Below are 14,790 nucleotides of genomic sequence, written 5' to 3'. Positions count from 1 at the left end.
ATCTCATATCTGAGATAGCGTGCGGGCATGGAAGACGACTACCTCGCACGTATCGGCAAGCTCATCCGTGACGCGCGTCAGCATCGTGGCTGGACACAGAGCCAGCTGGCCGAAGCGCTCGCAACGAGCCAGAGCGCCGTCAACCGCATCGAGCGCGGTAACCAGAACATCAGCCTTGAGATGATCGCCCGTATCGGTGAGGCACTCGACAGCGAGATCGTGTCCCTCGGCTACGCCGGTCCCATGCATCTGCGAGTGGTCGGCGGGCGCCGGCTCTCCGGCTCCATCGACGTCAAGACGAGCAAGAACGCGTGCGTCGCGCTGCTCTGCGGATCCCTGCTCAACAAGGGCCGCACCGTGCTGCGCCGGGTGGCGAGGATCGAGGAGGTCTTCCGGCTGCTGGAGGTCCTCAACTCCATCGGGGTGCGCACCCGTTGGATCAACGACGGCGTCGACCTCGAGATCCTTCCGCCGGCCGAGCTGGAGCTCGGGTCCATCGACGCCGACGCGGCGCGCCGGACCCGCTCCATCATCATGTTCCTCGGCCCGCTGCTGCACCGGCTGGACACCTTCACCCTGCCGTACGCCGGTGGCTGCGACCTCGGCACGCGGACGATCGAGCCGCACATGATCGCGCTGCGCCGGTTCGGCCTGGAGATCGCGGCCACCGACGGGCTCTACCACGCGCAGGTCGACCACCGGGTCCGCCCCGGCCGCCCCATCGTCCTGACCGAGCGCGGCGACACGGTGACCGAGAACGCCCTGCTGGCCGCCGCCCGGCACGACGGCACGACGGTCATCCGGAACGCCTCCTCCAACTACATGGTCCAGGACCTGTGCTTCTTCCTGGAGGCACTCGGCGTACGCGTGGACGGCGTCGGTACGACGACACTCACGGTGCACGGCGTGCCCGAGATCGACGTGGACGTCGACTACTCCCCGTCGGAGGACCCGGTCGAGGCGATGAGCCTGCTGGCCGCCGCCGTGGTGACGGAGTCGGAGCTGACGATCCGTCGTGTTCCGATCGAGTTCCTGGAGATCGAACTCGCGGTCCTGGAGGAGATGGGCGTCGACTGCGACCGGACGGCCGAGTACGCCGCCGACAACGGCCGCACACGCCTGGTGGACCTGACGGTGCGGCCCTCCAAACTGGAGGCGCCCATCGACAAGATCCACCCGATGCCCTTCCCCGGGCTGAACATCGACAACGTGCCGTTCTTCGCCGCGATCGCCGCGTCCGCGCACGGCCAGACCCTGATCCACGACTGGGTCTACGACAACCGCGCCATCTACCTCACCGACCTCAACCGCCTCGGCGGCAGACTCCAGTTGCTGGACCCGCACCGCGTCCTGGTCGAAGGCCCGACCCGCTGGCGCGCCGCCGAGATGATGTGCCCGCCCGCGCTGCGTCCGGCGGTGGTGGTACTGCTCGCGATGATGGCCGCCGAGGGCACGTCGGTGCTGCGCAACGTGTATGTGATCAACCGCGGTTACGAGGAGCTGGCGGAGCGGCTGAACTCGGTGGGCGCGCAGATCGAGATCTTCCGGGACATCTGAAAGCCTGCAAAAATGGCACCGCCACACCCCTTCTGACCTGCACAAATGCGAGTCGAGGCGGGGTGTGACGGAGTCCCTGGGACTTTCCTGGGACTTTAAACCAGGAGCGACGGCTTCCGTGCACCGCGCTCTTCAGGCGATGAGTCATCGAAAAGATGTCGGTCTGAGCACCTAATGGAAAAGCCTAGGTCAGAGACCATTTCTCAGCTCGTCCTGCGTGGGGCGGCTTGGAGCGTCATGGCCGACAGCCGGTGAACAGACCGCCCAAGGTATGTCACCCATCGGGTCCACCCCGCCGGCTCCGACCGCCAGCCCTCCCTGTCATCCCCGCACCATCTGTCCGGACAACGTCATGGGCCATGCCCGCCGGCCGACGACACTCCGCACCCGCGCGGAGGAACTTCTCTGGCACGGACGCCAACGACTTCGCGCCGTACCGGGAGAACCCCATTCCCGGCCCGGCCTCCGCCTGGGCGAGGTTACGACGCGATGGTGGGTGACCGCGGAAAGCAGGCGCCTGTGGGTAGCGGCCAGATAGGCCGACCCCTTCAGCGCCTGCCGTCAAAGGCCATGGTTCGGTGCGGTCCGGCCCTGTCCTCGGCCGCCTCCCGCCGGGCCGCGAGGTAGGCGCCGACCCTCGGTCGAGGGCGTCACCGACGACAGTGGCCAGCACCCGGCCGATCATGGTCCGCGAAGCCAACAGCGCCACTGAAGGCTCCACTCCCGCACGTCGACAGCAAGCAAGGTCCGCGAACGAGGCGCACCTTCACTCCCCCACAGTCGCCACAATCACGCTGGCCTCCAAACAGAAACCAAGGCTTGGCCGACTGCCCTCCGGGTGTTCAACTACCGCCTCCAGGGCAGGGCGGCGTGTTCACGCCAATCGCCCATCCCAAGGCGACTGGCCGACCGCGCGACCAGGGGACACTCCAGGCACCGTTCGGCGCGACACGTCTGGATCCAGCCCCATCCGCCGCCGTGCGTTAGTTCGATCCGCTTTTGGATCAAGCATCACCCCGACTCTGTTCACGACTTACTCACGGGTGATGCACTGTGCGCACACAAGCGCGAAGACTCCTCACGACACTCCTGGCTCTGGCTCTCCTTGCCGTCGCAGGGGTCATCCCCTCCTGGGCATCCCCTGGAGGCCAACAGACCTCCATACCCCCATCGGCTGCCATACGGACGGCTGCGGCGAGAACCGCTTCGGACCTCCCGAAGCCGCCCAAGGCCATGACGCTGGCCGAGAGACGCCAGCAGGTGAAGCGGGACCGGGGCGAGCTGTCGCCCATGCACAACTACATCGCCCCGCGCGCAAAGAAGCCGTCCGGCACACCGCACCCCCGCCCCACCGAACCAGCCGACCGAGGCCCGGCCGCCAACAGATCGGCAACTCCGTTCGGCACTCAGGCAACAGGGAATCCCCCATGGGTCAGCGCGTACGCCACTGCTTACCCGGCGATGTTGTCGATCGGCGGGCAACTGCAGCTACCAACGGGCACGACGGCTTCCTCGGTATCCGGGATGTGGCTCTACGTCCGCGACGAGGCCGGGAACTTCGTCCTCCAGCAGGAGATCAAGCGCTCCACCGGTGACCCTTCGGGCCGCTACCTCGACAACGGCGCCTGGTGCTACGGATGGTGGCCGGGCAACGCCTACCCCGCCGACCAGTGCTTCTGGTGGAGCGGCAGCACGCTCGGGGGGCATCTCGAGGACGGCAAGAAGTACTACGCCTGGATCTTCCTCACCGGCACGGACGGGTCGTCGAGTCCGGGTGGAACCACCTCTCCCCTGGTGGAAGCCTTCTACACGCCCGACATCCCTGGGGCGCAGGCGGGCATCTGCACCTGCTACGCCCAAGCCCACCGTGCCGACCCGGTCAACACGGCGACCGGCATGTTCTTCGAACAGCTCACCGACGCCTCCCTGGTCGGCCCAGGTGTGCCCCTCGCCCTGGAACGCACCTACCGTTCCGACTCGACCGCAGCGGGCCTGCTGGGACGCGGCTGGGCGACACCGTTCGACTCGAAGCTCACGGTTGCGACGGGAAAGGTCACCTACCGGGCGGACGACGGGGCGTCGTTCGTGTTCACGCAGAACGGCGACGGGACGTACAAAGCCCCGGCCGGGTCGGCAGCCAAGCTGGTCAAAGGCACCAGCGACTACATGCTGACCACGCCCGACCACACCAAGCGGACCTTCACCAGCGGTGGTCAGCTCGTTTCCGTCGTGGACAAGGCAGGGAAGGGGCTGAACCTGACGTACGTGTCCGGCAAGCTCGCCTCCGTCAAGGACGCCGCCGGACGCACGACGACCCTCACGGTCGGCGCGGACGGGCTGCTGACCAAGGTGGCCCTGCCGGACACGACCTCGGTGTCCTACGGCTACACCGGTGGTCTGCTGACCTCGGTGACCGACCCCGCCGGAAAGACCTCTTCCTACACGTATGACGCGAACAAGCGGCTGTCGTCCTACACCGACCCCGCAGGCGGCAAGGTCAGCAACACCTACGACACCGCAGGCCGGATCACTTCCCAGACCGACCAGAACACCAAGACGACCACGTTCACGTGGGACGGCAGCCGTGAGTCGCACACCACGGCGCCCGACGGCGGTGTGTGGACCGACGTGTACTCCGGCAACGTCCTCATGTCGACCATCGACCCGTACGGCAAGAGCATCACCTACGACTACGACCGCAATCTGCGGCCCGTGGGCATCACCGACCAGCGCGGCAACACCACGTCGATGACGTACGACAGCGCCGGCCGGATGCTCACGCGCAGTTCACCGTCGGGGCTCGGCTACAAGGAGATCTGGACGTACGACACGTCGGGCAACATCACCAGCCATACCGACGGCCGTGGCAACAAGACAACGTACGCGTACAACACGTCCAACCAGCTGACGATCACCACCGACCCGCTCGGCGGCACCACCTCCTATACGTACACGACGCTCGGCGCCATCCAGACGGTGAAGACGCCGCGGGGCAAGGTCACCACGTACGGCTACGACATGGCCGGGAACCGGACGTCGGTGACCACGCCCCTGGGTGAGAAGGCGACGTTCACCTACGACGCGGCCGGGCGGATCCTGACCAAGACGGACCCGCGCGGCAACGTCACCGGCGCTGACCCCGCCGCCTTCACGACGACGTACGCCTACGACGGGCGGGGGCTGCTCAGCTCGGCCACCGACCCACTGGGCCGTACCACGGCCTACACGTACAACGGCGCGGAGCAGCTCCTCACCGCGAAGAACCCTGAGGGCGACACCACGGCATTCGCCTACGACGATGTCGGGCACCTGACGCGAACGACAGACCCGGCGGGCAAGTTCGTCACCCGCACCTACAGCGCCGCCGGACACCTCGCCTCCGAGACGGACGCCGCCGGCAACAAGACCACCTACACCTACGACAAGGTGGGCCGCCTGCTCACCAGCGTCTCCCCGCGCGGCAACGCCACAGGCAACGACCCGGCCGCCCACACCACCAACTACGCCTACGACGCCGCAGGCAACAGCACCAAGGTCACCGGCCCCACCGGCGCGTTCACCACCACGACCTACGACGCGATCAACCGGCCGCTGGTGAACACCAACCAGCTGGGCCACACCACCGCCTACACGTACGACGCCAACGACAACGTCACCAAGGTCACCGACGCCGCAGGCAAGACGACCCTTTCGGTCTACGACAAGAACAATCGGCTGACCAGCAGCACCAACCAGCTGAGCAAGACCAGCACCTACACCTACGACGCCGACGGGAACCTGCTCAGCAGCACCTCGCCCCTGGGCAACAAGGAAAGCTGGACCTACGACGACGACGGCCGCCAGGCCACCGCCGTCGACCCGCGAGGCAACGTCACCGGCGCCTCCCCCGCCCAGTACACCACCACCTACGACTACGACCCGTCGGGCAACCCGACCACCGTCACCGACCCGCTCGGCAACGTGACCAGGACCGAGTACGACGCCGCGGGCAACGTCACCCGAAGCACGGACGCCGACCAGCGCGCCACCACCTACAGCTACAACAAGCTCGACCAACTGACCACCGTCACCGCCCCCGGCGGCGCGGCCACCACCTACGGCTACGACGCGGTCGGCAATATGACCGGTCGCACCGACGCCAGCAACCACGTCACCACCTACGGTCATGACGCCGCGCACCGCCTGACGTCGGTCACCGACCCCCTGGACAGGGCGACGACGTACGCGTACGACGCGGACAGCAATCCGGTAAAGGTGACGACGCCCCGCGGCTCAACCACCCGGACGTATGACGTCCGCGGCCTGGTCACCAAGATCGACTACTCGGACTCCACGCCGGACGTCACCCTCGGCTACGACGACGCCGGGCAGATGACCGCCCGCGCCAACGCGAAGATCTCCGAGGACTTCGTCTACAACGCGGTCGGCGACCTCACCAAGACCCGCGGCTTCGCCTACACCTACGACGCCGCCGGGCAGATACTCACCCGTAAGTACTCCGACGGCAACACCATCGGCTACACCTACGACAACGACGGCCGCACCGCCACCATGACGGCCGACGGCACCACCACCTACACCTCGGACCCGGCGGGCAACCTCACCAAGACAGCGCTGCCCAACACGGAGACCGAGGAACGCACCTACGACCGGGCGGGCCGCGTCACCGCCGTCACCTCCGCCAAGGCGGGCACGACGGTCACCAGGACCGCACTGACCCTGTCGGCGGCCGGCCTGCCCACCCGCGTCGATGTCACCCGGGCCGGAGTCGGCACCGGCGGCTACGACCAGACCTACGACACCTCGGGCCGCCTCACCTCCGGCTGCTACCCCCAGCCCTGGGTCACCGGCTGCGCACCGACCCGCACCACGTCCTACACCTACGACAAGGTCGGCAACCGCCTGACCTCCACCCTCGGCGCCACGTCCACCAGCTACGCCTACGACGACGCCGACCAGCTCACCTCCACCACCGCCGGGGCCACCACCACCGCATACGAGTACGACGCGGAAGGCAACCAGACCAAGGCCGGCGCCGACACCTTCACCTACGACCTGGCCGGACAGATCTCCGCCGCCACCGACGCGGGTACCAACTACGCCTACGACCACGACGCCAGCGGCAACCAGGTCGCCACGTCCAAGGACGGCGCGGTCACCAGCCGCACCCAGTGGGACCCCAACGCCCCCCTGCCGATCCTCGCCACCGAGTACGACAGCGCCTGGACCGTCAAGCAGTCCTACCGCTACGACCCCCTCGGCCAGCCCGCAGCCACGAAAACCGGCGCGGGCGCGGTCTTCTACTACCACCACGACACCCAGGGCTCCCCGCTCGACGTCACCAGCAGCACCGGCACCCTCCACCAGCGCTGGGCCTACGACCCCTACGGCACCCGCGTCCTGGGCACCGTCACCGGAGGCGCCCCCTCAAGCACCCCCTCCTACACCGGCGCCCGCTACGAAACAACCACCGGCAACATCGACCTCCACGCCCGCCAGTACACCCCCGCCACCGGCCGCTTCACCAGCACCGACCCGGCAACCCGAAGTACCTCGACGCCCTATGTGTCCCCGTACGCCTACGCCGACAACGTGCCCACCCTGCTCACCGACCCCAGCGGTCGCACCCCCGAAGACCCCAACAGCCCAGGAGCGATCCTCGGCGACTTCGGCTCGGGCTTCCTCCAGGGGCTGAAGGCACCCTTCCAGTTCCTCGGAGACGCCTACGACGCCGTCACCGGCCAGAACGGCGGCGCCGGCGCCTTCCTCGACAAGTACCTCCCCGTCCGCCCCGCCTACCGCCTCTACCGCGCCGAATACATGCTCCGCCAACAAGGCTGCGACGCACTCGCCGACCTCTACGCCGAAGCAGCCGACGAACTCACCCAACAGCTCGCCGTCACCGGACTCGGAGGACTGACCGGGTGGCGGCGAGCAGCCGTCGCACCGGAGCTGCGTGGCCACGAAATTCCCACACACGGCAAAGGTGTGGGTCCTGCAGCAGAACGACTGCCTGGCGGACGCCCTGATGGGCAGGCGGTCATCGCAGGGCACGGTTGGTATGTTCGCGGCACCGGGGACACTCACATGCCCAGTGGCACGTGGGGCTACTTCTACGTGGAAGACGGCATAGGTCTTCGCCAGTCAGTCGGTCTCGCAATCGAGCAAGGGAAAAAGATCAAGCCCACAGAGATCGTCGGACCTGGCAAGTCACTCCCCGACTACACCGTAGCGCCCGGGAGCGACCTCAGAATGGTGAGCGGATCGATCACGGTGAGCAAGGACACCTTGCTCAGTGAAATCCTTAAACCCAATATGGGCCCGGTTCATCTGGCAATTTGCCGGAAACACTGCGACCCACGGCGCTGAGGAACACCACATGACCCATTACATGGATTTGTCACTATATTCCTACGACGAGTCGTCCCGTGACATGCTCAACGTCGGATGGCTAGGCCCCGAACATGAGTACACCACTGGGGTCGTAGATCAGCGTGTGGTGCAGGCGCTGGTGACCCTCAGCACCGCCTACGAGAACCAGATGCGCGGCTTCCATCACTGCGCATTCTGTGATGCCGACCGGCTCTGGGTCTCCGACAGTCCGGGCGGAGGCACCCGTACATGGCTGGGCTCGGCGGAGATCAGAGTAGAAGGAGAGGACGGCACCCTCTACGCCTCACCGAACCTGATCATCCACTACATCACCGAGCACCAGTACTGTCCACCCGAGGATTTCTGCCGCGCGGCGGTTAGAACGGCGGGCATCGAAACAACTGGTCCGCTAACCCTGGTCGATTAGCGGCCACGGGCGAAGCACCCAAATCAACATGGTGGCATGGCGCTCGGACGGAATCCTGCATTTCAGTGTGAGGAATCTCGTTCGAGCGCTGCCAGAGACCACGAGAGTCCGCTGGGCTTCGTCGTCCACACGACCGTCCCGTTCTACCTGCAGGGGCCACACGCACATGTCCATGAAACCCCGCGAACACGACCGGCGGTAGGGCGAGCTGAAGTAGGTGACGCACGCAGTCCGTGCCAGGCATCGGCAGCCACTGGCGATCGGCATCCGCCGATCTCGCGCTGATCACTCAGCGCGAGCCCCATCGTGGCTCGGCTGCGGACAGGCGACGCCTGAACATGCGAGCTCACCAGCCTCGATGCCGACGTAAGGAACTCACCCCTCGGTTTCCATCACCCGCAGTCGGGCCTCGGCATCGAAGGCGACCCGCCCCGATTCCTCGGGCATCCGTCCCTCCACGGCAATCAGCTTGTTCAAGTTGGCCACCGATCGGGTGATGGGCCGCGAAGTGCAACCAGCGAGGCCCGCGGGCTGTTGATCCAGATGTCTGACGTTGCTCGGGGGCCTCGTTGGTCATCCACATCCTGCCGCACTCGGCCTGCCGCATGCACTCGTGGAGTGGGTCACCATGCTGATCATCACCCGTGAGGGCGACCGGCGCTGCAAGCTGCGTCCGTCCCAGCGCGCGATGGTGGCACCGGTGTACCTGCGCGAGCACACCACTCTCGCGAAGATCGCCGCCGGGTTAGGGATAAGCGAGTCCACGGCCCATGCCTACACCAGCGCGGTTATCGACCTGCTCGCCGAACGCGCACCGGGCCTGCTGAAGACACGGCGCGAGCACGAACCCGAGTTGGCCCTGCTCGACGGCACCCTCGCCGAGTGCGACTGGGTCGGCGACGGCCGAGCCGACTACTCGCACAAACACCGACGCCACGGCGTAAACGTACAGGTCGTCACCGGCCCCGGCGGTCAGTTGCTGTGGCTCTCGCCCGCCCCGCCGGGCCGCACCCACGACCTGACCGCTGCCCGCACCCACCGGATCATCCGGATCTGCGAACGCCAAGGCGTTCCCATCCTGGCCGACCTCGCCTACCAGGGCGCCGGCCCATGGCTGACCACCGGCGTCAAACGCAGACCCCTGCAGGAACTCACCCCCACCGAAAAGTCCCGCAATCAGGCACGGGCCGCAGCGCGGGCGCCCGTCGAACGCGGCGTCGCGAGGCTGGAGTCCTGGCGGATCCTCCGCCGGTCTCGGTGCAGCCCCAACCGCATGACGTCAATCGCCAAGGCCATCCTCACGCTGGAGGGGCGACGCTGAAGAAGCTCACTTTGTGGTTATCGGCCCAGTGCCCGCCGTGCTCGCCGTCAGTAGGCCGTATCTTTCGCCACTGCGTATCGGTCAACTGACGCCGCCGCACCATAAGACGCGTCTGCCCAGCCGGTGGTCGACAACGGACAGAGTCAGCCCGCCGCGCTGCCCTACGTCGAGTAAAATTGAAAGGGCGCCCATCAGCCGTGGGAGTCTCTGGGACTTTTCTGGGACTTCCAGTTTCATCAACCGGCACGAGCGTGAAACAACTGAAAGACCATTCGCGCAGGCCAGCGACCGAATCCCTCTCATCGTTGCAGGTCACCGAGCTGTCTGGTCTCTCCCGCGACATCTGACGGGCGGGATGTCGTGCCCCTTGGAGACGAGGGGCACGACACTGCAATATGCCAGCTGACCCGCAGGTCGGGACGAAAAGCAGCTCTGGGATCGGGGACCGTGGTCACGTGTCGTCGTCCGCGGTGTCGGCCCTGCAGACCAGCCGCCTGCATCAGTCGGGCGACACGGCGGCGGCCGCACTCGGCACCCTCGCGCTTGAGCACGGCATGCACGCGCGGGGCGCCGTAGGTTCCGCGTGATCTTGCATGGACCTCGGTGATCTGCTCGGTCAGCTCGGCATCCCGTACCGCACGGGGGCCGGGCATTCCGGAGCGACGGGCATAGAAGGCGGTCCGGGAGACCTTCATCAGCTCACACGCCCGTTTGACGCTGTGACCTGCACGCTTCTCCGCCTCGATGAACGGGTGCACCGTCACCGGGTCTCCTTCGCGAAGAAAGCCGTGGCCCGCTTGAGGACGTCGACGTCCTCGCGCAGCCGACGGTTCTCCCGCCGCAGCGCAGCCAGTTCATCGCGCTCACTGCTGGTCAGCCCGTTGCGTTCGCCCGCGTCGACCTCGGCCTGCTTCACCCAGTCCCGTACCGCGGTCTCGGTGAGCTCGAAGTCCTTGGCGACCTGACCGACCGAGCGGTCACCCCGCCGGCACAGCCCGACGATCTCGGCCTTGAACTACGGCGTGAACGAACGACGAGGGCGGCGAGGCTTCTTCTTCCCCATGCTCTCCATGATGGACATCCCCCCGGGGCTGAACCCCAGATCTCGAATGTCCGTCAAAGCGGATCAAGCCCAGTTCCGCGCCGTGCGCTTTCCGCGGGCACCCGCCCGGTGGCGAAAAGGGGTACCTGGCCTCCGAGCACCTGGCCGTCCATGAGTCCGGCAGCCGCCGAGTCAGCCGTGGTGGAGGAACAGCCTTATGCGGACCGGGCATCCGGCGCGAGGAGACGGTGTCAGGCGGCAGGCATCCCGTGCCAGGAGACGGTGTGCAGGGGGCAGGCCGACAGGCGCTCGGCGGGCCGCCGAGCGGTCCTGCCCGCGATCACCCACGCCCGGAAGTCTCCGCCCGGGGCGGCGCCGTCGAGGCGCGTACCACGAGTTCGGTGGCGAGTTCGATGTGGTGGGACCCGACCTTTTCGCCGTTGGCCAGCCGGAGGGCGGTGCGCAGGGCGGCGCCGCCCATCTCCCGTAGCGGCTGGCGCACGGTGGTCAGCGGCGGCGATGCCATCTGGGCGAGGCTCGTGTCGTCGAAGCCGACCACGCTCAGGTCCTCAGGGATACGCAGGCCTCGGGTGCGGGCCGCCTCGATGGCACCGACGGCGATCTCGTCGTTGGCTGCGAAGATCGCCGTCGGTGGCTCCGGCAGGCCCAGGAGCGCCGTGGCGCCGAGCGACCCGGCCCTGTACGTGAATTCACCCGGGCGGACATAGGCGTCAAGCACCTGCGCTCCTTCCGCCTCCATGGCGGCGCGGTAGCCGTGCATGCGTGCCTGGTTGCATACGGCCATGGTCGGTCCGCCGAGATAGGCGATGCGTCGGTGGCCCAGGGAGAGCAGATGCTGGGTCGCGGCCAGGCCGCCGGCGAAATTGGTCGCCCCGACGCTGTTGACCCGGCTGTCCGGCAGGTGCAGCGGGTCGAGCACGACCAGCGGCAGCCCGGACCGGGCCAGTTCGTTCAGGTGCGCCGCGGTGTACACGCTGGTGACCGCGATGACGGCGCGGCGCCCGGACGAGACCAGGTTCCGGGCCCAGTGCGGGGCACTGGAAGCCTTGCTGATCACCACCGAGGCCCCCAGTTCGGCGGCGGAGTCGACGACGCCCTCCAGGGTCTCGGCCACGTACGCCTTGAGCCCGCCCTTGAACTGCACCTCGATGGTCGGGCTTTCGACGGCCTCGGTGTAACGGAACACGGGCGCGAGGTAGTGGTGCTGATGCAGCAGCTCCTGCACCCTGGTGCGGGTGTGCGGCGCCACGTCACCGCGACCGTTGACCACCTTGGACACGGTGGCGACGGAAACCCCAGCCGCTCGGGCGATGTCCGCCAAAGTGGTGCGCCTGGTGTTCGGTCCCATCGGTTCCCCTCAACTGTAGGTCCACGGGCATGGTGAGCCGCCGGCCGGGCCGGCTACGCGGGTGGAACCGGTCAACCGTACGGCAATCCGGCCCCGCTCCCGTCCAGCTCGACGGCTGCCGAGCCGCACGCCCTGCCCACCCCCGCCGTGACAGCCGGGCGAGCATCGACCCGCCCGGCACGGTCGGCACCGGGCCCTGTCGACGCGGCATGACCTGCACCGACGCCGCGGCGGCCGCAGCCATCGCCTCCCCTCTCACCATCAACCAACCCTTTTCGAAACAGTTTCGAAGCACGCCGAGACTACTCGCGATTCGGCTCCACCTGTACCCAGAATGCCTTCTACGGACCAGGGAACGGGTCTGCACATGCCTTGACAGGGCGTCAGTTCGAACCTAATTTCCACAACCAGAGCTCGAAGAAAGTCCTACTTTCGAAAACCTTTCACCATGACTCACGAGAGCCAGTGGCTCTCGAGTGCGGAGAAAAGACATGGCGCTCTCCCGACGTACCCTCCTCGGCCTGGCCGCCGGCATACCGGTCTCCGCGGCGCTGGCGGGGTGTGGCTCATCCGGTCCCGGCAAGAGCAGCGGTGGGGCCACGTACTGGTACCTGAACGGCCAGCCGCAGGAAGGCGTCAGAGCGGGCGCCGTGGACGCGTTCAACAAGGCCCACCCCAAGGGGCAGATCAAGGACACCACCTTCCAGAACGACGCGTACAAGACGAAGATCAAGACCGCGATCGGCGCGGGGCAGGCGCCCACCATCATCTGGGGCTGGGGCGGCGGGACGCTGCGGACCTACGTGGAGGCGGGCCAGGTCGAAGACCTCACCTCGTGGTTCGGCGAGCACTCCGAGGTCAAGAAGAGCCTGTTCCCGTCCTCGTTCGGCGCGGCAACCGTCGACGGCAAGATCTACGCGATGCCGTCCGAGGTCGTGCAGCCGATCATCCTGTACTACAACAAGAAGGTTTTCGAACAGGTCGGTGCGCAGCCGCCGAAGTCCTGGGACGACGTCATGGCGCTGGTCCCCAAGTTCAACTCCAAGGGCATAGCGCCGTTCTCCCTCGGTGGCCAGTCCCGGTGGACGAACATGATGTGGCTGGAGTTCCTGTTCGACCGCATCGGCGGTCCGGAGCTGTTCCAGGCCATCATGGAGGGCGAGAAGAACGCCTGGTCCCACCCGGATGCCATCACCGCCCTGACCAAGGTGCAGGAGCTGGTCAAGGCCGACGGGTTCGTCAAGGGCTTCTCCTCGATCACGGCGGACTCCAACGCCGACCAGGCGCTGCTGTACCGCGGCAAGGCCGCGATGATGCTGCACGGCGCCTGGTCGTACGGCATCCAGCAGGCCGACGGCGGGGACTTCGTCTCCAGCGGCGCGCTGGGCTACATGAACTTTCCGCCCGTCGAGGGCGGCAAGGGCGATCCGGGCAACACCGTCGGCAACCCCGCCCAGTACCTGTCCATCTCCTCGAAGGCCAGTGCCGAGGAGAAGAAGATCGCCAAGGACTTCTTCGCCACGGGCATCCTCCAGGACGAGGAGTCGAAGAAGTGGATCGACAACGGGTCGGTCCCGATCCGGCTGGGCACGGAGAAGCTGCTGGCCGCCTCCAAGAACGCCGATTTCCTGCAGTTCACGTACGACATCGCCAGTAAGGCCAAGGTGTTCGGCCAGTCCTGGGACCAGGCGCTGAGTCCGGCGGCGGCCGAGGCCCTGCTGGACAACATCACCAAGTTGTTCCAACTGTCCGTCTCACCAACGCAGTTCGCCGGCAACCTCAATGCGGTCATCGGCAAATGACGGCACTCACCGGCCCTCCGCCGCGTCGCGAGCCGCGCAACATACTGCCGTGGCTCGCGGTGCCGGCGCTGGTCCTCTTCGTCGGCTTCGCCGTGATCCCGCTCCTCGGCGTCTTCGCGCTGAGCTTCACCACGTGGGACGGGATCGGCGCCATCCACCCGTCGGGGCTGACCAGTTGGCGTGCGGTGCTCACCGATCCCGGGCTGCCGCACGCCCTGTGGGTGACCTTTCTGGTGATGGCCGTGTCCTGGGCCGTACAGACGCCGCTGAGCATTCTGCTCGGCACGTTCATGGCAGGCCGCCAGCGCTACCGTGCGGTCCTGGGTGTGGTGTACTTCGTGCCGCTGATGCTCAGCTCAGCGGCGATCGCGATCGCGTACAAGGCCCTGCTGGACCCCAACTTCGGGCTCGGTTCCGGGCTGAAGATCCAAACGCTCAGTCAGGACTGGCTGGGGAGGCCCTGGCTCGCTTTCGGGGTCGTCATCTTCGTCGTCTCCTGGCAGTTCGTCCCGTTCCACTCCCTGATCTACCAGGGTGGTGTCCAGCAGATTCCGAAGTCCCTCTATGAGGCTGCCCAGTTGGACGGAGCCGGACGGATCCGGCAGTTCTTCAGCATCACGCTGCCCCAGCTGAAATACACCATCATCACCTCGTCCACGCTGATGGTGGTCGGATCGCTGACCTTCTTCGACCTCATCTTCGTCCTGACCGAGGGCGGCCCCGGCGACGCCACCCGCGTCCTGGCACTGGACATGTACAAGCGGGGATTCCAGGCCAGCCTGATGGGACCGGCCAGCGCCATCGCGGTCATCCTGGTCCTGGTGGGCCTGGCCCTCGCCCTGCTGCTGCGCCGGCTCGGGGGCCGGGACGCCGGCGCGAGTCAACTCGAAGGGGCCTGAC

General features: G+C 67.0%; 8 protein-coding genes and 1 pseudogene. 6 read left to right on the top strand and 3 right to left on the bottom strand.

The window, feature by feature from the left end:
* The first annotated feature begins 27 nt into the window (after positions 1-27).
* From AB0I83_RS00175 to AB0I83_RS00160, 4 genes are all read left to right on the top strand, one after another.
* Complete coding sequence (locus AB0I83_RS00175) at positions 28-1,557, top strand: UDP-N-acetylglucosamine 1-carboxyvinyltransferase (RefSeq protein ID WP_356842288.1); 1,530 nt, start codon at positions 28-30, stop codon at positions 1,555-1,557.
* A 1,233-nt stretch (positions 1,558-2,790) separates the two neighbouring features.
* Entirely contained in the window at positions 2,791-7,926 is a 5,136-nt protein-coding gene (locus AB0I83_RS00170) for a DUF6531 domain-containing protein (RefSeq protein WP_363303013.1), read from the top strand.
* 10 nt (positions 7,927-7,936) lie between these two features.
* Positions 7,937-8,356: a hypothetical protein gene (locus tag AB0I83_RS00165; protein ID WP_363303012.1), complete on the top strand. Its 420-nt coding sequence runs from the start codon at positions 7,937-7,939 to the stop codon at positions 8,354-8,356.
* Positions 8,357-8,984: 628 nt separating this feature from the next.
* Complete coding sequence (locus AB0I83_RS00160; RefSeq protein WP_363303011.1) at positions 8,985-9,677, top strand: transposase family protein; 693 nt, start codon at positions 8,985-8,987, stop codon at positions 9,675-9,677.
* 299 nt (positions 9,678-9,976) lie between these two features.
* Here the strand turns inward: AB0I83_RS00160 and AB0I83_RS00155 are convergent, their stop codons facing one another.
* From AB0I83_RS00155 to AB0I83_RS00145, 3 genes and pseudogenes are all read right to left on the bottom strand, one after another.
* Positions 9,977-10,330 carry an IS3 family transposase gene (locus AB0I83_RS00155; RefSeq protein ID WP_363303426.1) on the bottom strand — a complete coding sequence of 118 codons (354 nt, stop codon included), beginning with the start codon at positions 10,328-10,330 and terminating at the stop codon, positions 9,977-9,979.
* A gap of 128 nt (positions 10,331-10,458) precedes the next feature.
* Positions 10,459-10,680 (bottom strand): annotated as a pseudogene (locus AB0I83_RS00150) (transposase); the annotation flags it as partial.
* Between the two features lie 379 nt (positions 10,681-11,059).
* Complete coding sequence (locus AB0I83_RS00145) at positions 11,060-12,088, bottom strand: substrate-binding domain-containing protein (protein WP_363303010.1); 1,029 nt, start codon at positions 12,086-12,088, stop codon at positions 11,060-11,062.
* A 491-nt stretch (positions 12,089-12,579) separates the two neighbouring features.
* Between AB0I83_RS00145 and AB0I83_RS00140 the strand changes: the two genes are divergently transcribed.
* Both AB0I83_RS00140 and AB0I83_RS00135 read left to right on the top strand, forming a co-directional pair.
* Positions 12,580-13,890, top strand: coding sequence for an extracellular solute-binding protein (locus AB0I83_RS00140; RefSeq protein WP_356537061.1), 1,311 nt, complete (start codon positions 12,580-12,582; stop codon positions 13,888-13,890).
* Positions 13,887-14,789, top strand: a complete 903-nt coding sequence (locus AB0I83_RS00135; protein WP_363303009.1) for a sugar ABC transporter permease — start codon at positions 13,887-13,889, stop codon at positions 14,787-14,789. Before AB0I83_RS00140 ends, AB0I83_RS00135 begins: the two co-directional genes overlap by 4 nt.
* Position 14,790 lies beyond the last annotated feature (1 nt).

This window comes from Streptomyces sp. NPDC049970 (assembly GCF_040660235.1).
Taxonomy (GTDB): domain Bacteria; phylum Actinomycetota; class Actinomycetes; order Streptomycetales; family Streptomycetaceae; genus Streptomyces.
Note: the sequence above shows the minus strand (reverse complement) of the source record. Positions and strands in the feature narration are given on the sequence as shown.

Bases quoted from the DNA above. Each gene is read 5' to 3' on its own strand.
- AB0I83_RS00175 (WP_356842288.1), top strand. From the start codon at position 28: ATGGAAGACGACTACCTCGCACGTATCGGCAAGCTCATCCGTGACGCG.
- AB0I83_RS00170 (WP_363303013.1), top strand. From the start codon at position 2,791: ATGACGCTGGCCGAGAGACGCCAGCAGGTGAAGCGGGACCGGGGCGAG.
- AB0I83_RS00165 (WP_363303012.1), top strand. From the start codon at position 7,937: ATGACCCATTACATGGATTTGTCACTATATTCCTACGACGAGTCGTCC.
- AB0I83_RS00160 (WP_363303011.1), top strand. From the start codon at position 8,985: ATGCTGATCATCACCCGTGAGGGCGACCGGCGCTGCAAGCTGCGTCCG.
- AB0I83_RS00155 (WP_363303426.1), bottom strand. From the start codon at position 10,330: ATGCCCGGCCCCCGTGCGGTACGGGATGCCGAGCTGACCGAGCAGATC.
- AB0I83_RS00145 (WP_363303010.1), bottom strand. From the start codon at position 12,088: ATGGGACCGAACACCAGGCGCACCACTTTGGCGGACATCGCCCGAGCG.
- AB0I83_RS00140 (WP_356537061.1), top strand. From the start codon at position 12,580: ATGGCGCTCTCCCGACGTACCCTCCTCGGCCTGGCCGCCGGCATACCG.
- AB0I83_RS00135 (WP_363303009.1), top strand. From the start codon at position 13,887: ATGACGGCACTCACCGGCCCTCCGCCGCGTCGCGAGCCGCGCAACATA.